The organism is Streptomyces sp. NPDC016851, assembly GCF_055562795.1.
In genome coordinates, this window is record NZ_JBVHEP010000011.1 from 14,135 (window position 1) to 35,207 (window position 21,073).

Annotated in this window: 21 protein-coding genes and 1 pseudogene; 13 read left to right on the forward strand and 9 right to left on the reverse strand. The window is 71.7% G+C overall.

Annotated elements, in window-relative coordinates; all coding sequences use genetic code 11:
* Positions 1 to 70 precede the first annotated feature (70 nt).
* A complete protein-coding gene (locus tag ACZ3I3_RS18975) occupies positions 71 to 880 on the forward strand; it encodes a helix-turn-helix domain-containing protein (RefSeq protein ID WP_467366921.1) in 810 nt (269 codons plus the stop codon).
* Between the two features lie 61 nt (positions 881 to 941).
* Here the strand turns inward: ACZ3I3_RS18975 and ACZ3I3_RS18980 are convergent, their stop codons facing one another.
* The 4 genes from ACZ3I3_RS18980 to ACZ3I3_RS18995 all read right to left on the reverse strand — a co-directional run bounded on the left by ACZ3I3_RS18980 (position 942) and on the right by ACZ3I3_RS18995 (position 4,939).
* Positions 942 to 1,679, reverse strand: coding sequence for a YoaK family protein (locus ACZ3I3_RS18980; RefSeq protein WP_467366470.1), 738 nt, complete (start codon positions 1,677 to 1,679; stop codon positions 942 to 944).
* Positions 1,660 to 2,184 carry a DoxX family protein gene (locus ACZ3I3_RS18985; protein WP_467366472.1) on the reverse strand — a complete coding sequence of 175 codons (525 nt, stop codon included), beginning with the start codon at positions 2,182 to 2,184 and terminating at the stop codon, positions 1,660 to 1,662. Before ACZ3I3_RS18985 ends, ACZ3I3_RS18980 begins: the two co-directional genes overlap by 20 nt.
* Positions 2,185 to 2,237: 53 nt before the next feature.
* Complete coding sequence (locus ACZ3I3_RS18990) at positions 2,238 to 2,900, reverse strand: hydrolase (protein WP_467366474.1); 663 nt, start codon at positions 2,898 to 2,900, stop codon at positions 2,238 to 2,240.
* 146 nt (positions 2,901 to 3,046) lie between these two features.
* Positions 3,047 to 4,939: an amidohydrolase gene (locus tag ACZ3I3_RS18995; RefSeq protein WP_467366476.1), complete on the reverse strand. Its 1,893-nt coding sequence runs from the start codon at positions 4,937 to 4,939 to the stop codon at positions 3,047 to 3,049.
* Positions 4,940 to 5,256: 317 nt separating this feature from the next.
* Here ACZ3I3_RS18995 and ACZ3I3_RS19000 point away from each other — a divergent pair, with 317 nt between their 5' ends.
* The 3 genes and pseudogenes from ACZ3I3_RS19000 to ACZ3I3_RS19010 form a co-directional block, all read left to right on the forward strand.
* Complete coding sequence (locus ACZ3I3_RS19000; protein ID WP_467366478.1) at positions 5,257 to 6,228, forward strand: alpha/beta hydrolase; 972 nt, start codon at positions 5,257 to 5,259, stop codon at positions 6,226 to 6,228.
* A 20-nt stretch (positions 6,229 to 6,248) separates the two neighbouring features.
* Positions 6,249 to 6,971, forward strand: a complete 723-nt coding sequence (locus ACZ3I3_RS19005) for an alpha/beta fold hydrolase (RefSeq protein ID WP_467366480.1) — start codon at positions 6,249 to 6,251, stop codon at positions 6,969 to 6,971.
* 285 nt (positions 6,972 to 7,256) lie between these two features.
* Positions 7,257 to 7,523 (forward strand): annotated as a pseudogene (locus ACZ3I3_RS19010) (telomere-associated protein Tap); the annotation flags it as partial.
* A 29-nt stretch (positions 7,524 to 7,552) separates the two neighbouring features.
* Here ACZ3I3_RS19010 and ACZ3I3_RS19015 read toward each other — a convergent pair.
* Complete coding sequence (locus ACZ3I3_RS19015; protein ID WP_467366481.1) at positions 7,553 to 8,281, reverse strand: lysophospholipid acyltransferase family protein; 729 nt, start codon at positions 8,279 to 8,281, stop codon at positions 7,553 to 7,555.
* A 184-nt stretch (positions 8,282 to 8,465) separates the two neighbouring features.
* Positions 8,466 to 8,882, reverse strand: a complete 417-nt coding sequence (locus ACZ3I3_RS19020) for a DUF4395 domain-containing protein (protein WP_467366482.1) — start codon at positions 8,880 to 8,882, stop codon at positions 8,466 to 8,468.
* 78 nt (positions 8,883 to 8,960) lie between these two features.
* Here ACZ3I3_RS19020 and ACZ3I3_RS19025 point away from each other — a divergent pair, with 78 nt between their 5' ends.
* From ACZ3I3_RS19025 to ACZ3I3_RS19040, 4 genes are all read left to right on the forward strand, one after another.
* Entirely contained in the window at positions 8,961 to 9,374 is a 414-nt protein-coding gene (locus ACZ3I3_RS19025; protein ID WP_467366923.1) for a thioredoxin family protein, read from the forward strand.
* An 83-nt stretch (positions 9,375 to 9,457) separates the two neighbouring features.
* Positions 9,458 to 9,949, forward strand: a complete 492-nt coding sequence (locus tag ACZ3I3_RS19030; protein WP_467366483.1) for a flavin reductase family protein — start codon at positions 9,458 to 9,460, stop codon at positions 9,947 to 9,949.
* Positions 9,950 to 10,168: 219 nt separating this feature from the next.
* A complete protein-coding gene (locus ACZ3I3_RS19035) occupies positions 10,169 to 10,957 on the forward strand; it encodes an electron transfer flavoprotein subunit beta/FixA family protein (protein ID WP_037668292.1) in 789 nt (262 codons plus the stop codon).
* Positions 10,958 to 11,012: 55 nt separating this feature from the next.
* Positions 11,013 to 11,975 carry an electron transfer flavoprotein subunit alpha/FixB family protein gene (locus ACZ3I3_RS19040; protein WP_467366485.1) on the forward strand — a complete coding sequence of 321 codons (963 nt, stop codon included), beginning with the start codon at positions 11,013 to 11,015 and terminating at the stop codon, positions 11,973 to 11,975.
* A gap of 56 nt (positions 11,976 to 12,031) precedes the next feature.
* Here ACZ3I3_RS19040 and ACZ3I3_RS19045 read toward each other — a convergent pair whose 3' ends face one another.
* Positions 12,032 to 12,937, reverse strand: a complete 906-nt coding sequence (locus ACZ3I3_RS19045; protein WP_467366487.1) for an endonuclease/exonuclease/phosphatase family protein — start codon at positions 12,935 to 12,937, stop codon at positions 12,032 to 12,034.
* A gap of 194 nt (positions 12,938 to 13,131) precedes the next feature.
* Here ACZ3I3_RS19045 and ACZ3I3_RS19050 point away from each other — a divergent pair, with 194 nt between their 5' ends.
* Both ACZ3I3_RS19050 and ACZ3I3_RS19055 read left to right on the forward strand, forming a co-directional pair.
* Positions 13,132 to 14,433, forward strand: coding sequence for a DUF6986 family protein (locus ACZ3I3_RS19050; protein ID WP_467366489.1), 1,302 nt, complete (start codon positions 13,132 to 13,134; stop codon positions 14,431 to 14,433).
* A gap of 154 nt (positions 14,434 to 14,587) precedes the next feature.
* Complete coding sequence (locus tag ACZ3I3_RS19055) at positions 14,588 to 16,678, forward strand: serine/threonine-protein kinase (protein ID WP_467366491.1); 2,091 nt, start codon at positions 14,588 to 14,590, stop codon at positions 16,676 to 16,678.
* Here the strand turns inward: ACZ3I3_RS19055 and ACZ3I3_RS19060 are convergent.
* Both ACZ3I3_RS19060 and ACZ3I3_RS19065 read right to left on the reverse strand, forming a co-directional pair.
* The gene (locus tag ACZ3I3_RS19060; protein ID WP_467366925.1) at positions 16,624 to 17,439 is read right to left on the reverse strand and encodes a hypothetical protein; all 816 of its coding nucleotides are present in this window, start codon (positions 17,437 to 17,439) and stop codon (positions 16,624 to 16,626) included. The two genes, ACZ3I3_RS19055 and ACZ3I3_RS19060, sit on opposite strands and share 55 nt — an antisense overlap.
* Before the next feature lie 37 nt (positions 17,440 to 17,476).
* The gene (locus ACZ3I3_RS19065) at positions 17,477 to 18,541 is read right to left on the reverse strand and encodes a LacI family DNA-binding transcriptional regulator (protein WP_467366492.1); all 1,065 of its coding nucleotides are present in this window, start codon (positions 18,539 to 18,541) and stop codon (positions 17,477 to 17,479) included.
* A 160-nt stretch (positions 18,542 to 18,701) separates the two neighbouring features.
* Between ACZ3I3_RS19065 and ACZ3I3_RS19070 the strand changes: the two genes are divergently transcribed.
* The 3 genes from ACZ3I3_RS19070 (at position 18,702) to ACZ3I3_RS19080 (ending at position 20,960) form a co-directional block, all read left to right on the forward strand.
* Positions 18,702 to 19,655, forward strand: a complete 954-nt coding sequence (locus ACZ3I3_RS19070) for an ROK family protein (RefSeq protein WP_467366494.1) — start codon at positions 18,702 to 18,704, stop codon at positions 19,653 to 19,655.
* 407 nt (positions 19,656 to 20,062) lie between these two features.
* Positions 20,063 to 20,536, forward strand: coding sequence for a helix-turn-helix transcriptional regulator (locus ACZ3I3_RS19075; RefSeq protein ID WP_467366496.1), 474 nt, complete (start codon positions 20,063 to 20,065; stop codon positions 20,534 to 20,536).
* A 10-nt stretch (positions 20,537 to 20,546) separates the two neighbouring features.
* Positions 20,547 to 20,960 (forward strand): VOC family protein, encoded by a 414-nt coding sequence (locus ACZ3I3_RS19080; protein ID WP_467366498.1) that lies wholly within the window; start codon positions 20,547 to 20,549, stop codon positions 20,958 to 20,960.
* Positions 20,961 to 21,073: the final 113 nt, after the last annotated feature.

The following is a 21,073-nucleotide window of genomic DNA, read 5'->3' on the forward strand; positions in this document are numbered from 1 at the left end:
AGCAGGCGGAAGTCCAGCTCTCGGCTGCCGGTTGAGCGAAACGGTTGGAGTTCTCATGACCGAGTTAGTGATGACTCGTGTGTCCGATCTGGTTCAGATGCTGTCCGCGATGCCCGACGAGGGGGAGGGCGAATTCCTGTACCTGGGCCTGCACGTCCGGGGGACGGTCGCGCTCACCCGGGCCGGGGAGGACGGGGCCTCGCTGGAGCCGGGCGACATGGTCTTCTGCGATCCGGCCCGGCGTGACCTCCTCCGGTTCGGTGAGGACTGCCTGATGACGTACTTCCGGACGACCCGCCGCTACCTGGGCGTCGCGGAGTCGGACCTGGACCGGGTCGTGGGCGTGCCGGTGCGGCACGGTGCCGGTATGGGGGCGCTGGTGTCGGGCTTCCTGTCCGCGCTCGCCGCCGAGGCGGAACTCCACCGGTCGGCGATCGGCGACCGGCTCGCCCGCAGCGCCGTGGACCTCCTCGCCGTCCTCGTCATGGAACTCCTTCAGGCGGAGACGGGACAGGAGACGACCGCCGCGTCGAAGGTCGGCGGCGAGATGCTGTCGCGGATCCGGGCCTACATCGAGGAGCATCTGACGGAGCCGGCGCTGTCGCCGGAATCGATCGCACGCGCGCATCACATCTCCGTCCGCTATCTGCACAAGCTCTTCCAGGACGACGGCACCACAGTGGGCCAATGGGTACGGCAGCGCAGGCTGGACTCGTGCAGACACGAGCTGGGCCGGACGTCGAAGGGCAGGACGACCGTGGCCGCCGTGGCACACCGCTGGGGCTTCAGCAGCCCCTCGCACTTCAGCCGCACCTTCCGGGACGCCTACGGCATGTCCCCCAGTGAGTGGCAGGCACTGGCGGCGCCGGGCGCCCCCTAGCCGATCACCGACGACGCGCGGGGTGCCGACCGGTCCTCGACGAGGTGAACACGCGTGCCGCTCAGGGCCGGGGGCGGACCCAGGGGGCATCGGTGGCCGACAGCCGGTGCGTCGTCACGGTGGTGACCGCGAGCAGCAGCAGCGTCAGACCCAGCGCGAAGGAGAGGCGGCCGTGCAGGATGATCCCGGCGCCGGCGAGGGCGCCCAGGAACATGGCGAGCACGGAGAGGACCCGGCGCCCGGGGCGCGGCGCCGAGCCGCCCGCCCGGGTGGAGTCGGCGGCCAGCCCCGTCAGGGTCAGGGTCAGGACGGTCGTGGTGAGATCCGGTACGCCGAGCCGGCGGGCGACCGCGTTCTGCAGGCCCATGGCGAGCCCCAGGCACACGATCAGGGTGTACCGGACGCCGGTGGTGACCCGGTCGTCCGCTACCACGGCGACCACCACGGTCACGGCGACCAGGGCCGTCTGTACCGCCGTCGCGGTGCGCAGCAGACGGCCGCGGTGCGCGGCGAACCGCGTGCCGAGCCCGCCACCGGCGAACGCGCCGACGAGGAACGCGGCCATCGAGACGACGGACGCGAGCGCGGACAGGCTCCCGGCACCCGCCAGGGCGAACCCCAGGAAGACCACGTTGCCGGTCATGTTGGCGACGAAGACATGCCCGAGCGCCAGGTAACTGACGGCGTCGACCATGCCGGTGGTCACCGTCAGGGCCAGCAACAGGGGAGGCAGCGGACCGTGCCGCTCCTCGTGACGCGGCACCAGGGTGCGGGCCGCGTCACTCAGTAGCCTGCGCATGCCGCATCCCTTCCCGTGCGGTGGCCGGCCGGTGCAGGACCAGACGGGTGAGCAACCCGCTCACCGGTCCCAGCACGAGGGCGGCGACGGCGGCCCACTCCGGCCAGGGGACGATGCCCACCGCGTGGTCCACGGACCACCGTCCGGGCCCGGTGAGGGCCAGCGCGGCGCAGACGACGACGAGGACCAGCGGATACTCGTAGCCGTCGTGCTGCACCCACAGCCCCTTGGGCCACTTCACGCTGCCCGCGACCGTCATCACGCCCATCGCGGCCATTGCCGCCAGGGGCGTGAGCAGACCGGCCGCCAGGAACAGGCCGGAACCGATCTGACTGGCGCCCGCGACGAGCGCGGTGAGCCGGCCGCCGCGGAATCCGTCACGGCGGAACTCCTCGGTCCCGCCCGCCAAGCCGTCTCCTCCGAGCCGGAAGCTCACCTTCTGCACCCCGTGCCCGGCGATGAGCAAACCCACCACCAGCCGGAGGACCAGCAGTCCAGCGTCCATCGTGTTCCTGCCTGTTCCTGTCCGTTCCTGACGTTCCTGTGCCGGTGCGGGGATCAGCCGGCGGCGTGGGTGCCGATCATGGCGTGCGCGTAGACGATGCCGAGGCCGTATGCCCCGGCGTGCTCCTTCACCACGTCCGTCGTCGCGGCGTACGTCTCGGTCCGGGCCCAGTCGCGCTGGAGCTCCAGGAGCACCTGCACCCAGGTCACCGGGACCGCCCCGGCCTGGACCATGCGCTGGACGGCGTGCTCGTGGGCCTGCGGGCTGACACCGCCGGAGGCGTCGGTGACGACGTACACCTCGTAGCCCTGGGCGAGGGCGGAGAGGGTGGGAAGGACGACGCAGACCTCGGTCCACAGGCCGGCGAGGACGAGTTTCCCGCGGCCGGTGGACTTGACCGCCTCGACGAAGTCCAGGTCCTCCCAGGCGTTCATCGTGGTGCGGTCGATGATCTTCTGCTCGGGGAAGACGTCCGCCAGCTGCGGCAGGAGGGGGCCGGAGAAGGACTCGGCGGCCACGGTGCTCAGCACGACCGGCACCTCGAAGGTCCTGGCGGCCTTCGCCAGGCCCACGGTGGCGTTGATGATCGCGGTGCGGTCGCCGCTGCCGGTGCCGAAGAACATCTGCGGCTGGTGGTCCACGAACAGCACCGCGCAGTTGTCCGGAGTGAGCAGGTCGGGGCTGGGGGCCGCGGTGACCTCGGCGATGTCGACCATGAGTGTCGGCCTTTCTGGGTAGGCGTGGCGCGGACGGCTGTCCGTGCCGTGGGAAGAACCCGTCCGGTCGGACGGAGTCGAGGGGGTGTCCCGGGAGGGCCGGCGACAAGGGCGGGTCCGCTTCCGGGAGTTCGGGTTCCGGGAGTTCAGAGGACGAAGCAGGGGTCGAAGGGGGCGCTCGCGGCGTCCGTGACGAGGCCCCGCGCGACGCGCCACTGGCGGTGCTCCTCCGACTCGGCGATGGCCTGGCCGAGCGACTCCGCCTGGCGGGCGCCGGGGACGACAGCCCGGCCCGACGGCTGGTAGCCGCCGAAGTGCGCCACCGGGCTCCATGCCGGGCCGACCGGGGGCAGCTCCTCGTCGAGCCCCTCGTACTCGGCGGTGGCGTAGACGATCCGGCCACCCGTCACCGTCAGCAGCGACTCGATGTGCGCGATGTCCGGCTCGGGCACGTCGAAGTAGTCCCGGGACAGGATCGCCAGGTCCGCGTAGCACCCCGGCCGCAGGACGCCCTTGACGTCGGCCTCGCCGGTCAGTTCGGCGCCGGCGCGCGTGTACATCGCCAGCGCCGTGTGCCGGTCGACGCGGTTCTCCGGCGGACGCAGCGCCAGATCGCCGACGGTGCGGCCGCTGACGAGCCAGTGCAGGGCGACCCAGGGGTTGTACGACGAGACCCGGGTGGCATCGGTGCCGGCACCCACGGTGAGGCCGCGGTCCAGCATGGCCCTGATCGGCGGGGCGTCCGCGGCCGCTCCGGGGCCGTAGCGCCGTAGGAACGCCTCGCCCTGGAAGGAGAGACGGTTCTGTACGGACATCGCGCCGCCGAGGGCGGTGATGCGGTCGAGGCTGTCCGGCGATACGGTCTCCGCGTGGTCGAACAGCCACCGGTTCCCGGCCGGGAAGAGTCCTTCCGCGGCGAGCTTCTCGAACACCGCGAGATCACGGCGGATCGTCTCGTCGTACGTGGCGTGCAGCCGGAACCCCCAGCCGTTCTCCATCAGCAGGCGCACGGCCTTCTCGAACTCCACCTCGTAGCCGGAGGCCAGTTCCGGACGCGGCTGGGTGAAGTTCTCGAAGTCGGCGGCGGCCCAGGTGAGATTCTCACCCGCGCCGTTCAGACGCAGCCATTCGTCACCGTCGTCGGGGCCGGCCATTTCGATCCAGCGGGCGAGGTCGTCGATCTCCTGACCGGGAGTCTGCGGAAACAGGTGATAAGCGATACGCAACGACAACTGCCCGGCCTTGGCCAGCTCGACGACGGTGGCGTAGTTGTCGGGGAAGTTCTGGAAACCGCCGGCGGCGTCGATCGCCGAGGTCAGTCCGAACCGGTTCAGCTCGCGCAGGAAATGCCGGGTGGAGGTTTTCCTGTCCTCCTCGCTCTCCAGCACGGGGGCCTTCGCCAGGGTCGAATAGAGGACGAGTGCGCTGGGGGCGGCCAGGAGCATGCCCGTCGGTTCTCCGTCCCGGCCCCGGACGATCCGGCCGCCCCTGGGGTCGGGCGTTTCCCGGGTGAAGCCGGCGGCCTTGAGCGCCGCCCGGTTCAGCACGGCCGACTGGTACAGGTGCAGGACGAACACCGGAGTGTCCGGGGCGGCGGCGTTCAGCTCGGCGACGGTCGGCAGCCGGCGTTCGGCGAACTGCTCGGCCGACCAGCCCCCCACCACCCGCACCCACTGGCCCTTCGGGGTGCGGGCGGCCTGCTCACGCAGCATCGCCAGGCCCTGACGCAGGCTGCGCACCCCGTCCCAGCGCAGTTCCAGTACGTAGTTGAGGCCCCCGCGGATCACGTGCAGATGGGCGTCGTTGAGGCCGGGGATCACCCGGCGCCCGAGCGCGTCCACCACCTGTGTGCCCGCGCCGATCCGGGGGGCCACGTCCTTGTCGTCACCGACGAGCGTGATGACGCCGTCGCGGGCGGCCAGCGCCTCCGCGTACGGGTGGCGCGGATCACCGGTGTGGATCTTCGCGTTGCGGACGACCAGGTCCGCGGCATCGTCGGTGGCTGACGGAACGAGCCCGCCGACCGGCATGGTTGACATCTCTTGAAAACTCCCCTGGAAAAGCGACGTCGGCCCAGTGGTATGTGAATTCCCCTGCGAACCGCGGCTGTTTCACCACCACATTAGACATGGCCGAGGGAAATCCATGTCCTGCCGACGCACTGGTCATGTCCTCACAGCGCACTGACTGAACAGGGCGTGCGCTGTGAGGCCGACAGCGGTGCACACGTGGGCAATTGCCGCGCACCCTGCGGATCTAGCGTTGCGAACAGTGGCATCGGAAAGCGCAGTGCGTGCGGTTTCCGGGCCCTTGCCGGAATACCGGCGTCCAGCGGAGAATTCACCAGGAGATAATCATGTCCGATTCCGTCGAGCCGGTGCAGCCGGTGCTGGAACCCGCGGCAGCCGCTTTCGCGGAGGCCACCGCTCATCCCCCCTATCTGTTCGAGCTGCCTCCGGCGGAAGGGCGTAAGGCCGTCGACGAGGTGCAGTCCGGAGAGATCGGCAAGCCCGCGGTCGACGAGGAGTGGATCACTGTGTCCGGCGGGCCCACGGGCAGCGTCCGTGCGCGGATCGTCAAGCCCGCCGGCGCCGGCGGCACCCTCCCGGTGATCCTCTATATCCACGGCGCGGGCTGGGTGTTCGGCAATGCCCACACCCATGACCGCCTGGTCCGCGAACTGGCCCACGGAGCGGGCGCCGCCGTGGTGTTCCCCGAGTACGACCTGTCGCCCGAGGCCCGCTACCCGGTCGCCATCGAGCAGAACTACGCCGTGGCGCGGTGGATCGTGGAGCAGGGCGCGGCGAAGGGACTGGACGCCACCCGCATCGCGGTCGCCGGTGACTCCGTCGGCGGCAACATGTCCGCGGCGCTGACGCTGATGGCCAAGGAACGCGGCGACGTACCCCTGGTGCAGCAGGTGCTGTTCTACCCGGTCACCGACGCGAACTTCGACACCGGCTCCTACCACCAGTTCGCCACCGGCTACTTCCTGCGCCGTGACGGCATGCAGTGGTTCTGGGACCAGTACACGACCGACGAGGCCGAGCGGGCCCAGATCACCGCCTCCCCGCTGCGCGCCACCATCGAGCAACTCACGGGTCTGCCCCCGGCCCTGGTCATCACCGGCGAGGCCGACGTGCTGCGCGACGAGGGCGAGGCGTACGCGGGCAAGCTCCGTCAGGCCGGCGTCCCGGTCACCGCTGTGCGCTTCCAGGGCATCATCCACGACTTCGTGATGCTCGACGCCCTGCGCGGCACCCACGCCGCCGAGGCCGCCATCACGCTGGCCGCCGGCACCCTGCGCGCCGCCCTGCACACCGTCTGACAACGAGGAGAGACCCCACCATGACCGCCTCCACCACCCCTACCGTCGTCCTCGTCCACGGCGCGTTCGCCGACGCGGCCGGCTGGATCGGGGTCATCGCCGAACTGCAGAGCCACGGCATCCCGGTGATCGCACCGCCCAACCCGCTGCGCGGACTCGCCGCCGACGCCGCGTACGTCGCCTCCGTGACCGCCCAGATCGACGGCCCCGTCATCCTGGTCGGACACTCCTACGGCGGCGCGCTCATCACCGTGGCCGGCACCGCCGAGAACGTCGTCGGGCTGGTCTACGTCGCCGCCTACGTCCTCGAAGAGGGCGAAAGCCTCGGCGAGTTGCAGGGCCGCTTCCCCGACTCCCCGCTGGTGAGCAACCTGAAGCAGTGGGCGTACCCCGTCGAGGGCGGTGACACCGCGACCGAGGTCACCATCGCCCCCGACGCCTTCCCGTCGGTCTTCGCCGCCGACGTGGCCGCCGACGTCACCCGGGTGCTGGCAGTCTCCCAGCGGCCGCTGGCCGCCGCGGCGTTCGAGGAGAAGGCGACGGCGGCCGCGTGGAAGACCAAGCCGTCCTGGGCCCTGGTGGCCGGAGCGGACCAGGCGATCAACCCCGACGTCGAGCGGTTCGGCGCCGAGCGCGCCGGGGCCACCGTCGTGGAGGTTGAGGGAGCGTCGCACGCGGTCGCCGTCTCCCGGCCGAAGGACGTCGCCGACCTGATCCGCGACGCGGTACGGGCGACGAGCTGACCCCGGACACCCCGGCCGCGCGGACCGAGTCGCCTCGTTCCGCGCGGCCGGGGCGCCGCTCGGCGACCGGTTGTCAGTCGACGGAGGCCATGAAGTTCAGCAGCGCAGCCCCACCGTCCCCAGGCCGCCGGGGTCGAGCCTGGAGGCGGTGATGGTCCGGCCTTCGAGGGTCTTCGCCCGGATGTAAGTGCGCTCGACTACGCGTACGACCACTGAAGACATCGGACTCGGCTAACGGGGCGGCCTGACTTCGCGGCGCTGCACGGCCGCAGTGCCTCCAAGGGTGACTCCCGCCACTGGGGCGAGGCCGGGCAACTGCCGCCGACGGAACTCGCCCGCGTGCTGGGCGTGTACGCGTCCCGGGAGATGACGCCGCGCGGCTCCACCGCCGTCACTGGCCTGGAGCTGATGACCGCGCTGCACCCGCCGACCCGTGCCTCCGAGCCGGACGCCGGCGGTAAGCGGCACTCCGAGTACAACCCCGGCAGCCTGGGCAACGACCCGGTGGACTGTGCCCCGTGCGAGGCCCCGGACGGGCACCCGCTGCCAGCAGCCGCGGCCGGGCCGGCCGGCCCCGGGCGTCAGAGTGCCTCGGCCTCTCGCACCTGCTCCGGCGTCGGAGCCGTGCCGCCGAGGTGGGCCGGCATCCACCAGGTGTCCTCCGGACCCTTCGGGCGTACGGGGTAGGCGCGCTGGGCGGCCTCCAGGAGCTCCTGGACGCGCTCGCGCAGCTGGCGGGTGATCGCCCCCGCGTACTTGTCGCGGGAGGCCTCGATCGCCTCGCCGACCCGGATGGTGATGGGGATGTGGCTGCGCTTGAAGTTGCGGGGGTGACCCTTGGTCCACAGTCGCTGCGTGCCCCACACCGCCATCGGGATCAGCGGGACGCCGGCCTCCTGCGCCATGCGCGCGGCACCCGACTTGAAGCTCTTCAGCGTGAACGACTGCGAGATGGTCGCCTCCGGGAAGACCCCGACGATCTCTCCCGACCGCAGCGAGTCGAGGGCGTGCGCGTAGGCCGCCTCGCCCTGCTTGCGGTCCACCGGGATGTGCTTCATCCCGCGCATCAGCGGGCCCGAGATCTTGTGGCGGAAGACGGACTCCTTCGCCATGAAGCGCACGAGACGCTTCTGGGGCAGTGCCGCCAGGCCGTTGAAGACGAAGTCCAGATAGCTGATGTGGTTGCTCACCAGCACGGCGCCGCCCGAGCGCGGGATGTTCTCCGAACCCTGACAGTCGATCTTGAGGTCCCACGCCTTGAACAGCGTGCGGGCGAAACCGACGACGGGACGGTAGACGAGCTCTGCCATGGGCGGGTCGGACCCTTCCTGCTCTGCCTGGGAAGGGATTCCCAGTGGAAGTTACGCAGCCGTAGGTTTACGGCTTGTCGCAGATCGTGCCCCAAGAACGGCCGGGTAGCCAGCCCCCGTGCCCGCGCGGGAGGAGATTCTCGTCACGTAGTCGCCGATCCCACCTCGTGCTTTTACGCCCCCATTACTCCGCGCGTACCGTCACCCGCCGCATGAGCAGGTACATCTCGCATCCCATGCAGTACCCGAACGCGGCGTTCAGGAAGGCGGCCGCGAGCGCGGCGCCGGTCGCCGCGAGACCCAGCCAGCCGGGCCCCAGGGCGTAGCCGACGAGCCCGATTCCGGCGAAGACCAGCCCCACCGCCTGGGCGAAACGGGGCGGTTCGGGCGCCTCGAACGCGCTCGGCGGCCCGAGTCGCGGCCGTACGGCCTTGGCGAACAGCAGCCCGTAGGGCGACCGGGCCACCCCGCCGGCGGCGCCCAGCAGGAACGCCAGCGTCTGCCAGGCCAGCAGCCACGTGCTCCCCGTGACCAGGACGACCGCCAGGACGACGGTCGTCACCGCCGCGCCGAAACGCGGCCCTCGTGCATCGATGTCCATGGGAACCAAGCATTCCGCACCACGGGCCGCTGGGGTGGGCGGGAATCTTTGCGGTCTCGTGAACGCTTGCAGCAGGTGATGACCGGACTGGTGGTGTGCGTACTGGTGCTCGCGGCGGCGAGCGCCTACGGAGTGCTGCAACGGCGGCGGAGCGGGAGAGTGCGGGTGCGCGGGCGGGACGACGGCAAGCGGCTGGACGCGGGCGAGCTGGGCGCGGCCCTGGGGGAGCGGGCCACACTCGTGCAGTTCTCCAGCGCGTTCTGCGCGCCCTGCCGGGCGACCCGGCGGGTCCTCGGCGAGGTCGCCGGCATGGTCCCGGGCGTGACCCACGTCGAGATCGACGCCGAGGCCCATCTGGACCTCGTGCGACGGCTGGACATCCTCAAGACCCCGACCGTGCTGGTCCTCGACGCCGACGGCCGGGTGGTGCGGCGGGCCACCGGCCAGCCCCGCAAGGCGGATGTGATCGCCGCGCTGGGGGAGGCGGTGTGAGGGACGCCACCCGGTCAGTGAGCCATCTCCCACATCCGGGAACGAACTTGACTGCGCCAACCATTTATCGTCAGCCTGACCCCATGCCTGCGGACCTTCTCGCCACGCCCGACCTCCTGCGCTCGGTCTTCCGGCGGCACGCGGCAGGGGTCGCCGTGATCACCGCCCGTGGCGACGCCGGTCCGGTGGGCTTCACCGCCACCTCCCTCGCCTCCGTCTCCGCCGAGCCGCCCCTGCTGTCCTTCGGGGTCGGCACCGGCTCCTCCAGTTGGCCCGCGATAGCGGCGGCGGACCATGTCGGCGTGCACATCCTCGGCGAGCACCAGCAGGAGCTGGCCGCCACCTTCGCCCGCAGCGGCGCCGACCGTTTCGCGGCGCCCACCGCCTGGCATGAGGGGCCCGAGGGAGTCCCCGTGCTCGACGGGGTGCTGGCCTGGCTGGTGGGCCGGGTCGTCACGCGCGTGCCCGCCGGGGACCATCGGATCGTGATCGCGGAGGTCGTGCTCGGCGACCCTACGGGCACCGGCCGGCCGCTCCTTTACCACCAGGGACGTTTCAACCGCCTGCGCGATTGATCACCTGTTCCCCGGGCTGCGGGACCGTCGAGTTCCGGTTACGCTGCGTTGCGAAGGTCACAGTTCAAAGCGCTTGCTTAGCGGGAACGAACTGGGTGTACTGACGAGTAATATTTCGCTCGGAGCACGGGTCGCCCCCGACCGGGATCGGCCGCTTGAGGCGCCTATGCTGCCTGCGAGTAGGCAGCATGGAAATGACGATGCAGTAGGAGAGCCGGCGTGAGCTTGAGGATCGTTGTCACTGTGAAGTACGTGCCCGACGCCACTGGCGACCGGCACTTCGCCGATGACCTGACCGTCGACCGGGACGACGTGGACGGTCTGCTCTCCGAGCTCGACGAGTACGCGGTCGAGCAGGCGCTGCAGATCTCCGAGAACTCCGACGACGACGTGGAGATCACCGTCCTGACGGTGGGCCCCGAGGACGCCAAGGACGCCCTGCGCAAGGCGCTGTCCATGGGCGCCGACAAGGCGATCCACGTCGAGGACGACGACATTCACGGCACCGACGCCATCGGCACCTCCCTGGTCCTGGCCAAGGCGATCGAGAAGGCCGGCTACGACCTGGTGATCTCCGGCATGGCCTCCACCGACGGCACCATGGGCGTCGTCCCCGCGCTGCTCGCAGAGCGTCTGGGCGTGCCGCAGGTGACCCTGCTCTCCGAGGTGTCGGTCGAGGACGGCACGGTCAAGGGCCGCCGCGACGGCGACGCCGCCTCCGAGAACCTGGAGGCCTCCCTGCCGGCGGTCGTGTCGGTCACCGACCAGTCGGGCGAGGCGCGTTACCCGTCCTTCAAGGGCATCATGGCGGCCAAGAAGAAGCCGGTGGAGTCCTGGGACCTGTCCGACCTCGACATCGAGGCGGAGGAGGTCGGCCTGGCGGGCGCGTACACCACGGTCGACAACGCGGCCGAGCGTCCGGCCCGTACCGCGGGCACGATCGTCAAGGACGAGGGCGAGGGCGGCAAGCAGCTCGCTGAGTTCCTCGCGGGCCAGAAGTTCATCTGAGCCCCGCATTCGCTGACCGCCCCTCATCTTTCGCAAGCAGGAGAGAAGAAGTCCCATGGCTGAAGTTCTCGTCTACGTCGACCACGTGGACGGTGCCGTCCGCAAGCCCACCCTTGAGCTGCTGACCCTGGCCCGCCGCATCGGCGAGCCGGTCGCCGTCGCGCTGGGCAACGGCGCCGCCGACACCGCCGCCACGCTCGCCGAGCACGGCGCCGTCAAGGTGCTCACGCACGAGGCGTCCGAGTACGCCGACTACCTGGTCGTACCGAAGGTGGACGCCCTCCAGGCCGCCCACGAGGCCGTGTCCCCGGCCGCCGTGCTGGTCCCCTCCTCCGCCGAGGGCAAGGAGATCGCCGCCCGTCTGGCGCTGCGTCTGGGCTCCGGCATCATCACCGACGCCGTCGACCTGGAGGCCGGCGACGAGGGCCCGGTGGCCACGCAGTCGGTGTTCGCCGCGTCCTTCACCACCAAGTCCCGTGTCTCCAAGGGCACCCCGGTCATCACGGTCAAGCCGAACAGTGCCGCCGTCGAGCCGGCTCCGGCCGCCGGTGCGGTCGAGGCCCTGTCCGTGACCTTCTCCGACAAGGCCACCGGCACCAAGGTCACCGGTCGCACGCCGCGTGAGTCGACGGGCCGTCCGGAGCTGACCGAGGCCGCGATCGTGGTCTCCGGTGGCCGAGGCGTCAACGGCGCGGAGAACTTCGCGATCATCGAGGCCCTCGCCGACTCGCTCGGCGCGGCCGTCGGCGCCTCGCGTGCCGCGGTGGACGCCGGCTGGTACCCGCACACCAACCAGGTCGGCCAGACCGGCAAGAGCGTGTCCCCGCAGCTGTACATCGCCTCCGGCATCTCCGGTGCGATCCAGCACCGTGCCGGTATGCAGACCTCGAAGACGATCGTGGCGATCAACAAGGACGCCGAGGCCCCGATCTTCGACCTCGTCGACTACGGCGTCGTCGGCGACCTCTTCGACGTCGTCCCGGCCCTGACCGAGGAGATCAAGACCCGCAAGGGCTGATCGACCCCGGCTGTGGGAGGCCCCCGTGACCGCACGACGGTCACGGGGGCCTCTTCTCATCCCAGGGTCATCGAGGCCTGCACCGGCAGGTGGTCGCTCGGGTACGTCCCGCCCATGGAGAAGGGGTTCATCCCGGCCCAGTGCGTCGTCACCCCGGGCGTGGTGAGGATCCAGTCGATGCGCCGCCCGCCGGGCTTGGGCCCCCGGTAGCCGTGGTGCGTCCCGTACGCCGGACTCCGCGAGGCCGCCGCGTCCCAGGCGTCCACCAGTCCGATGTCCAGCATCATGTCGTGCACCCGGTTGTCGTGGGCGTCCGCGTTGAAGTCGCCGGTGACGATGACCGGTAACGACCGGTCCCACCCGGCGATCGTCTCGCCGATGAGCCCCGCCGAGCGTTCCCGGGCGTACTGGCTGACGCTGTCCAGGTGGGTGTTGAGGACGTAGAACTCCCGCGCCCCGTCGGCGCGATCGGCGAAACGGACCCAGGTCACCATGCGCAGCCAGTCCGCGCCCCAGGTGTTCGAGGCGATCGTGTACGGGGTGTCGGAGAGCCAGAAGTGATCGAACTCGATCGGGTCGAGTCTGCGCGTGTCGTAGAAGATCGCCATGAACTCGTCCTTGCTGCCGCCCCCGCGTCCGGTGCCGATCCAGTCGTAGTGCCCGCCGAGATCCTTCTCGATCGCGCGCACTTGCCGGTAGAGCCCTTCCTGGGTGCCGATGACGTGCGGTCGCTCGCGGCGCAGCAGTTCTCGCATCACCGGTCGGCGCACGTCCCAGCGGGGTGTCGTGTCGACGACGGTCCCGAAGCGCACGTTGAACGTCATGACGTTCAGGGCACCCGGGTGCTCGCCGGCGGAAGCGGTCTGTGTGGGGCCCGCGCTGGTGAGCAGCGGTCCTGCGATGGCGGCGGCCGCCGCCGCCTTGAGCCCGTGGCGGCGCGTCACTCCGACCTCGTTCGGCACGTGATCTCCCTCCCCTTGCACGTCAGGATGAAGCTTGCCTTCTGAATACGGAAGAAGAGGGCGGGTCGGCAGTGACCAAGGGTGAAGGATGGGGAACACCACTGCAAGACGGTGTTGACCAGGCGGAAGGGTGGCCGATAACTTCGCTCTACGGATTGTTGATTCCGTACAGCGGAAAACAGGAGGGTCTGGGAATGGGTCAGGGCCAGCAGGAGAAGGTTGCGACGAGCCTCGCGGGCGCCGTCAGCGAGGAGATCAGCGCCTCCCTCGCGCCGGTCGACGCCGAACTGGAGCGCCGCTACCCCGGAGACCCCGGCACCCGCCAGCCCGTCCACACCGTCTACGTCCCCGGCGACGTCTTCGCCGCCGACACCCTCCGCTCCTGGGGCGACCGTGCCCTGGCCGCCCTCGACGAGCACGCCCCGGACGCCGCGTCCTTCGCCGCCGTCCTCGGCCTCTCGGACGAACTCGCCGAGCCCGTCCACGCGCGCGTGCGCGCCAAGCTGGAGCGCGAGCCGATCGAGGACCTGCGCGTCGACTTCGAGGACGGCTACGGCAACCGTCCCGACGCCGAGGAGGACGAGGCCGCCGCACGCGCCGCCCGGCTGATCGCCGAGTCGTACGAGGACGGCACCGCGGCTCCGTACATGGGCATCCGCATGAAGTGCATGGAGGCGCCCGTACGGGCCCGGGGCATCCGCACGCTCGACATCTTCCTCACCGGCCTGATGGAGGCCGGCGGCCTGCCCGGCGGCCTGGTCCTCACCCTGCCGAAGGTGACCTACGCCGAGCAGGTCACCGCCATGGCACGGCTGCTGGACGCCTTCGAGAAGACGCACGGCCTGGAGCCCGGCCGGATCGGCTTCGAGATACAGATCGAGACCAGCCAGTCCATCCTCGCCGCCGACGGCACCGCCACCGTCGCCCGCATGATCCAGGCCGCCGAGGGCCGCGCCACCGGCCTGCACTACGGCACCTTCGACTACAGCGCCTGCCTCGGCGTCTCCGCCGCCCACCAGGCGAGTGACCACCCGGCCGCCGACCACGCCAAGGCCGTCATGCAGGTCGCCGCGGCCGGCACCGGCGTCCGCGTCTCCGACGGCTCCACCAACGTCCTGCCCATCGGCCCGACCGAGAAGGTGCACGCCGCCTGGCGCCTGCACTACGGCCTCACCCGCCGCGCCCTGGCCCGCGCCTACTACCAGGGCTGGGACATGCACCCCGGCCACATCCCCACCCGCTACGCGGCCGTCTTCGCCTTCTACCGCGAGGGCTTCGAGCAGGCCGCCGCACGCCTCGCCCGCTACGCCAACCGCACCGGCGGCGACGTCATGGACGAACCCGCCACCGCCAAGGCCCTCAGCGGCTACCTGCTGCGCGGCCTGGACTGCGGCGCCCTGGACATCGGGGAGGTCGCCCGGCTGACCGGCCTGACCCGCGCCGACCTGGAGAGCTTCGCGGTGCCCCGGCGGGGCGACCTGACGGCGTCCGCCTGACCGCTTCTCCCCGGGCCCGCCCGGAGGTTCCGTCCCACGTACCGGCCCTGTCACAGCGGCCACCACCGGCTGTCCGTGTCACCGCTGCCCCGTACGCTGTACGCCACATACTGACGTGTCAGTGATCCAGTGGTGTCACGAGAACGGGGCAGCGGTGTCGACGGGGGAGTACGGGCAGGCCGACGGGACCGGTCGGCTGCTGGCAGGCCGTTATCGCGTCACGGCCCAGCTGGGGCGCGGCGGCATGGGTGTCGTCTGGAAGGCCGTCGACGAGGTCCTCGGCCGTGAGGTGGCCGTCAAGGAACTGCGCACCTACACCGACACGGCCGGTCCCGAACTGGCCGGTCTGCGACTGCGGATGCAGCGCGAGGCGCGTGCGGCGGCCCGCGTGCGCCACCCCGGCGTCATCGCCGTGCACGACATCGCCGAGGTCGACGGCCGCCCCCTCATCGTCATGGAGCTGGTCGACGGGCCGTCCCTGGACGACGTCCTGCGCGAGCGCGGCACGCTGGACGCGCGCGAGGCGGCCGGGATCGGCGCCAAGGTCATGGACGCCCTGGCCGCCGCCCACCGGGCGGGCGTCCTGCACCGCGACGTGAAGCCCGGCAACATCCTGCTCGACCGCTCGGGGCGGGTCGTCCTCACCGACTTCGGTATCGCCACGATGGACGACCCCGGCGACGGCTCGGCCACCCACCTCACCCGCAGCGGCGAACTCGTCGGCTCCCTCGACTACCTCGCCCCCGAGCGGGCCCAGGGCGCCGTCCCGGGCCCCGCCTCCGACGTCTGGGCCCTGGGCGCCACGCTGTACGCGGCCGTCGAGGGTTCCTCGCCCTTCCGCCGTACGTCCACGTTCTCGACGCTCACCGCGATCGTCACCGAGCCGCTGCCCGAGCCCCGCCGCGCCGGGCCCCTCGCCCCCGTCCTCAAGCAGTTGCTGGACAAGCGCCCAGAGGGCCGCCCGGAGGCGGAACAGGCCCGCGAGACGCTCCAGGCCGTCGCGGACTCGGGCGGCACGGACACGCCGACGTCATCGCTGCGAGGGCCGGTGCCCGCTCCCTCCCCGCGCCCGGAGACGGAGCACGGTGTCCCGTCGGTGCCGCCGGGGTTCGGGCCGCCGCAGCAGGCGCGGCCGGGCGCTGCCGGGCCGCACGAGAGCCGGAGCACGCCCGGGTTCGGCCCGGCGGCGGCCTCCGGAGCCGCTGGAGCACCAGGAGCGGCAGGACAGCGGCCTGGAGCCGACGGGCCGGGCACCGGGCAGCCGGCGCAAGCAGGCTCCGGCCCGCAGGGCCCGAACTCCGGCCTTCAGGTCCCGGGGACCGGTCCACAGGCGTCGGGACCGCAGACTCCGAACCCCGGCACCGAGGCCTCGGGCCCCGGCGCACAGATGTCAGGACCGCAAGGCCCGGGTCCCGGCAATCAGGCCTTGGGTCCCAGCAATCAGGCCTCGGGCCCCGGCACCCAAGCCTCGGGTCGCGGCACTCAGGCCTTCGGCCCGGCCGACCCGGGCAGCACCTCGCCGACCAGCCCCATGAACCCGAGCCCTGCCCCCCGCCGCAAGAAGACCCGCGCCCTGCTGGCCGCCGCGGCCGTCACGGTCGTCCTCGCAGCGGCCGGCACCACGGTCGCCGTGCTCAGAGGCTCGGACGACACGGACCCCGGCAACCGGACCGACGCCGCAGGCGTGGACGCGGCGGCCTCCTCCGAGCCCGGCCGCACCGACGACGGCTCGAACGAGCAGAGGCCCACCCCCCAGGGCGACGAGCAGAGCAAGTCCCCCTCCGAGGGGGCCGAGGACGACAAGAAGCCCGAGTCCTCCGGCCGGCCCTCCACCCCGGCCCCGGAGAAGTCCTCCGGCGGCACCACCGGCGACACGTCGGGTGGTGGTACCACCGGCGGTGGCACCACCACTGGCGGTTCCGGCGACGGCGGCACGACAGGTGGCGGCTCCACCACGCCCGCACCGGTCTGCGACCCCATCGGCGGCGGCAAGTACAACTGCACCGTCTGGAAGACCGCCAAGTCGTACACCGCCTCCGGCACCGAGGTCGGCGTCCTCAACGCCGGCACCAACTACTTCTACTGCCAGCAGAACCTGGGCCGGCGGGAGACCGACGGCCGGTGGACCAACATCTGGTGGGCCAGGACGGACGACGACAGCGGCAACACGGACGTCTGGGTCAGCGACGTCTACATCAAGGGCGGCGACAACGACGCGCCCGTCCCCGGGCTCCCCGTCTGCTGAGCGCGCAGCGACACCGCCGCGTACCGCTCCAGCCCGGAGGCCGTCACCAGCTTCTCCTCGACGAACAGCCGCGTGCCCCGCTCGCACAGCCGCCGGTCGGAGCGGGCCCGTGCGCAGAACTCCTCGGGCACGACACCGAACAGCTCCCGGAAGCGCGGCAGGCCGACGAGCAGCTCGGTAAGCAGCACCCGCTGGCCCGGGTGGGTGCGCGGCACGCCCGTGCCGTCGTGCAGGACGCCGTGCCGGTTGACGTACGCGTACGCGCCCGGCAGGCGGGTGCCGTCCTCGAGGTCGATGCGCACGTCGGGCGAGGGCAGCCAGGCACGGTCGTAGTTGCCCGTCGGCACCGGCACGCCCTCGCTCGCGTCGATCACCGCGAGCTGCTCGGCGTCGAGCCAGATGACGAACAGCTCCCGCACCGTGTCCGGGGCGCTGACCGGCGAGGCCGACACGTACCCCATGCGGCTCACATGCGCCGACACGCCGGCGTCGACGCCCGTCACCCGCGCCTTCACCATCGGGATCGGCGACATGATCCCGAACTCCTCCATCTTGTGCCGCAGTTGCCCTGGGCAGGCGTTGGAGCCGATGGCGAGAACGGGGGTGCGGTCCTCGTGCACGAGCCGGTCGAGCGGCAGGTAGCGGTCCCCGTCGAGGAGCCCGGAGTCGGCGGGCCACGCGCCCGGGTAGAGCAGGGGGTGCTCGCGCGGGGCCTCGGCCAGGCCGAGTGCGGGCAGCGTGCGATCGGTGAGGTGCTCCATGTGCTCCGTATGTTCCGTGGGATGGTCCATGAGCCGCTCAGTCCGCCGGGGGCAGCTCGCCCGAGCCGCGGGTGATCAGCCGGGTCGGCAGCTCGATGCGTTCGGGGGCGACGAGAGTGCCGTCCAGCTGCTGGAAGAGGCGTTCCGCCGCGGTACGGCCGATGGCCGCCGCGTCCTGGGCGACGACGGTGACGCCCGGCTCGAGCAGGTCGGCGAGCTCGATGTCGTCGAAGCCGACCAGGGCGATGCGGCGGGGGTGCTCGGCGAGCACGCGGATCACGGTGACCGTCACCCGGTTGTTGCCCGCGAAGATTGCGGTGACCGGCTCCGGGCCGGACAGCATCTCCTCGGCCGCCCTGCGCACTCGCTCGGGATCGGTGACACCGAGGGACATCCAGGAGTCCGCCACCGGTATGCCCGCGTCCTCCATCGCGGCGCGGTAGCCGCGCAGCCGCTCGGCGGCGGTGTGGATGCGGGGCATGTCGCCGATGAAGCCGATCCGGCGGTGCCCGTGCGCGATGAGGTGGGCGACGCCGTCCCGGGCACCGCCGAAGTTGTCCGACAGCACCACGTCGGCGTCGATGTGCCCGGCCGGCCGGTCCACGAACACCGTGGCCACACCCGCCTTGAGCTCCGGCCCCAGATACCGGTGGTCGTCACCGGCCGGGATCACCACCAGCCCGTCCACCCGCCGCGCGCACAGGGCCAGCACCAGCTCCTGCTCGCGGTCCGGGTCCTCGGCGCTGGAGCCGTTGATCAGCAGGGCGCCGTGCGCGCGGGCCACCTCCTCGACCGACCGGCTCAGCGGCCCGTAGAACGGGTCCGCGAGGTCCTCCAGCACCAGGCCGATGCTCGCCGTCCGGCCCTTGCGCAGCACCCGCGCGCTGTCGTTGCGGCGGAATCCGAGCGCCTCGATCGCCTCCTGGACACGCCGCTCCGTCTCCGGGGTCACGCCCGGCTCCCCGTTCACGACGCGGGAGACCGTCTTCAGTCCGACCCCGGCCCGTGCCGCCACGTCCTTCATGGTCGGCCGGGTGCCGTAGCGCGCTGCGGATCGGAGGTTGGTCTGGGGCACGGTGCGGTGTCCTGTCCTGTCGTCCACGGGGGTGCGGCGGTCCTGGGTTTGTATGAGGATGTGGCGTCGAGCATAGAGCCTGGACAACGTTGTCAGGCTCGGGGGAGACTGTCCACCGCAATCTCCGGACCGTGCTCCGCTGCTGGCCGGCCAGTTCTTCCACCGTAGACGGGGAGTTCCGACACTCATGCACACCGACCTCGTGGCCGCGCTCGACATCGGCGGTACCAAGATCGCCGGCGCTCTGGTGGACGGCCAGGGACGGATCCTGGTCCGCGCCCAGCGGCCGACGCCCGCCCGGGAGGACGGCGACACCGTGATGCGGGCCGTGGAGCAGGTGCTCGGCGAACTCACCGGGGCGCCCCTGTGGGCGCGGGTCACGGCTGTGGGCATCGGCAGCGCCGGTCCGGTCGACCGGTCGGCGGGCACGGTGAGCCCGGTGAACGTGCCCGGTTGGCGCGACTACCCGCTCGTCGGGCGCGTGCGGGCCGCGGCCGGGGACCTGCCCGTCGAGCTGATCGGCGACGGTGTGGCGATCACGGCGGCCGAACACTGGCAGGGCGCCGCCCGCGGCCACGACAACGCGCTGTGCATGGTCGTCTCCACGGGCGTCGGCGGCGGCCTGGTGCTCGACGGCCGGCTGCACGCAGGACCCACCGGCAACGCCGGTCACATCGGCCACATCAGCGTGGACCTCGACGGCGATCTGTGCCCGTGCGGCTCGCACGGCTGCGTGGAGCGCATCGCGAGCGGCCCCAACATCGCCCGGCGCGCCCTGGAGAACGGCTGGCGGCCCGGCCCCGACGGCGACACCTCCGCCGCCGCGGTGGCCGCCGCGGCCCGGGCCGGCGACGCGGTCGCCGTCGCGTCCTTCGAGCGGGCCGCCCAGGCCCTGGCCGCCGGGATCGCCGCGACCGCGACCCTCGTGGAGATCGACATCGCCGTGATCGGCGGGGGAGTGGGCAAGGCGGGCGATGTCCTGTTCGCCCCCCTGCGCAAAGCCCTGAGCGCCTACGCGACGCTGTCCTTCGTCCGGCACCTGACCGTGGCCCCGGCCCAGATGGGCACCGACGCCGGGCTGGTGGGCGCTGCGGCGGCAGCGCTGGCGAAGCGGACGGACGCGGCCGCGGCGGGGGTGTAAGACCCGGCAGGAACGTTCATGCGGGGTATCTCCGGAGCCCGGCACGTTCCTGAACGCATGAGCCCGGAGCGTTCCTGACCCCGGCAGGTCGCTGATGCGGAGGGAACTGCTCCGGGGTGGGCGGCATCTGGCCCGGCATGGGTGTCGGAATCTTGTTCTTCGGGCTCGCCTTCATGGGCGGATGGGCGGATGGGCGGATGGGCGGCGGCGATCGGCGGGCTGGTGTACGCCGTCGTCACCCTCGTCCGTGTCCGGCCGGAGGACCGGTCCTCGGCCGGTGCTGGATCACGGCCGGTGTGCAGGTGGGCGTCCTGCCGCTCGCCGCATGGTGGATCGGAACGTTCGACACCTACTACACGTGACGGGCGCCGATCCGGAATACACGCTTTCCCGCGGAAAGCGGCCGAATGTCAGTGCGATGTGGCACGATCGCGCATGTGAGCAGCAGACCCGCCCCGGCGCAGCACCTGCGCGACCTCGCCCTCCTGCGCCGGGTCAAGGACCGGATCGACCGGGAGTACGCACGGCCGTTGGACGTCGAGGCGCTGGCCCGGGGTGTGCACATGTCGGCCGGGCATCTCAGCCGCGAATTCAAGCGCGCCTACGGCGAGTCGCCGTACAGCTATCTCATGACGCGCCGCATCGAGCGCGCCATGGCGCTGCTGCGCCGTGGGGACCTCAGCGTCACCGAGGTGTGTTTCGAAGTCGGCTGCTCGTCGCTGGGCACGTTCAGCACCCGCTTCACGGAACTGGTCGGCATGCCGCCCAGCGCTTTCCGGCGCCAGGCGGTCCTCGCCACCGCGGGCATTCCGTCGTGCGTGGCGAAACAGGTGACCAGACCGATCAGGAATCGAGAAGCGCCCGCCCCGGGCCGAAACTAGCGTGATGGCCATGGACCTCACCATTCACGCCAGCTTCCTTCCGCACGACGACCCGGACGCCGCCCTGGCGTTCTACCGCGACACCCTCGGCTTCGAAGTCCGCAACGACGTCGGGTACCAGGGCATGCGCTGGATCACGGTCGGCCCCGTCGGCCAGCCCGGCACGAACATCGTGCTGCATCCGCCGGCGGCCGACCCCGGCATCACCGAGGACGAGCGCAAGACCATCGCCGAGATGATGGCCAAGGGCACCTACGCCAGCATCGTGCTGGCCACCCGCGACGTCGACGCCGTGTTCGAACAGGTGCAGGCGGGCGACGCAGAGGTGGTCCAGGAGCCCGTGGACCAGCCCTACGGCGTTCGCGACTGCGCCTTCCGCGACCCCGCGGGCAACATGGTCCGCATCCAGCAGCTCAAGCCGTGACGGCCCGGTAGCGCCGGCCCACGGATCCACCCGCACCACCCCCGCGCCGCGCCTCCGGGCCGGCGCGGGGAGACCAGATCGCCCGACCGCGGCAGCGCCGCCCGACAGAGGGA

Coding starts and splice junctions, on each gene's coding strand:
- ACZ3I3_RS19030 (WP_467366483.1), top strand. CDS start 9,458: ATGCCTGCGGACCTTCTCGCCACGCCCGACCTCCTGCGCTCGGTCTTC.
- ACZ3I3_RS18980 (WP_467366470.1), bottom strand. CDS start 1,679: ATGCGCAGGCTACTGAGTGACGCGGCCCGCACCCTGGTGCCGCGTCAC.
- ACZ3I3_RS19050 (WP_467366489.1), top strand. CDS start 13,132: ATGGGTCAGGGCCAGCAGGAGAAGGTTGCGACGAGCCTCGCGGGCGCC.
- ACZ3I3_RS19000 (WP_467366478.1), top strand. CDS start 5,257: ATGTCCGATTCCGTCGAGCCGGTGCAGCCGGTGCTGGAACCCGCGGCA.
- ACZ3I3_RS19005 (WP_467366480.1), top strand. CDS start 6,249: ATGACCGCCTCCACCACCCCTACCGTCGTCCTCGTCCACGGCGCGTTC.
- ACZ3I3_RS19075 (WP_467366496.1), top strand. CDS start 20,063: ATGTCAGTGCGATGTGGCACGATCGCGCATGTGAGCAGCAGACCCGCC.
- ACZ3I3_RS19020 (WP_467366482.1), bottom strand. CDS start 8,882: ATGGACATCGATGCACGAGGGCCGCGTTTCGGCGCGGCGGTGACGACC.
- ACZ3I3_RS19060 (WP_467366925.1), bottom strand. CDS start 17,439: ATGGAGCACCTCACCGATCGCACGCTGCCCGCACTCGGCCTGGCCGAG.
- ACZ3I3_RS18990 (WP_467366474.1), bottom strand. CDS start 2,900: ATGGTCGACATCGCCGAGGTCACCGCGGCCCCCAGCCCCGACCTGCTC.
- ACZ3I3_RS19070 (WP_467366494.1), top strand. CDS start 18,702: ATGCACACCGACCTCGTGGCCGCGCTCGACATCGGCGGTACCAAGATC.
- ACZ3I3_RS18995 (WP_467366476.1), bottom strand. CDS start 4,939: ATGTCAACCATGCCGGTCGGCGGGCTCGTTCCGTCAGCCACCGACGAT.
- ACZ3I3_RS19025 (WP_467366923.1), top strand. CDS start 8,961: ATGACCGGACTGGTGGTGTGCGTACTGGTGCTCGCGGCGGCGAGCGCC.
- ACZ3I3_RS18975 (WP_467366921.1), top strand. CDS start 71: ATGACTCGTGTGTCCGATCTGGTTCAGATGCTGTCCGCGATGCCCGAC.
- ACZ3I3_RS19015 (WP_467366481.1), bottom strand. CDS start 8,281: ATGGCAGAGCTCGTCTACCGTCCCGTCGTCGGTTTCGCCCGCACGCTG.
- ACZ3I3_RS19080 (WP_467366498.1), top strand. CDS start 20,547: ATGGACCTCACCATTCACGCCAGCTTCCTTCCGCACGACGACCCGGAC.
- ACZ3I3_RS18985 (WP_467366472.1), bottom strand. CDS start 2,184: ATGGACGCTGGACTGCTGGTCCTCCGGCTGGTGGTGGGTTTGCTCATC.
- ACZ3I3_RS19040 (WP_467366485.1), top strand. CDS start 11,013: ATGGCTGAAGTTCTCGTCTACGTCGACCACGTGGACGGTGCCGTCCGC.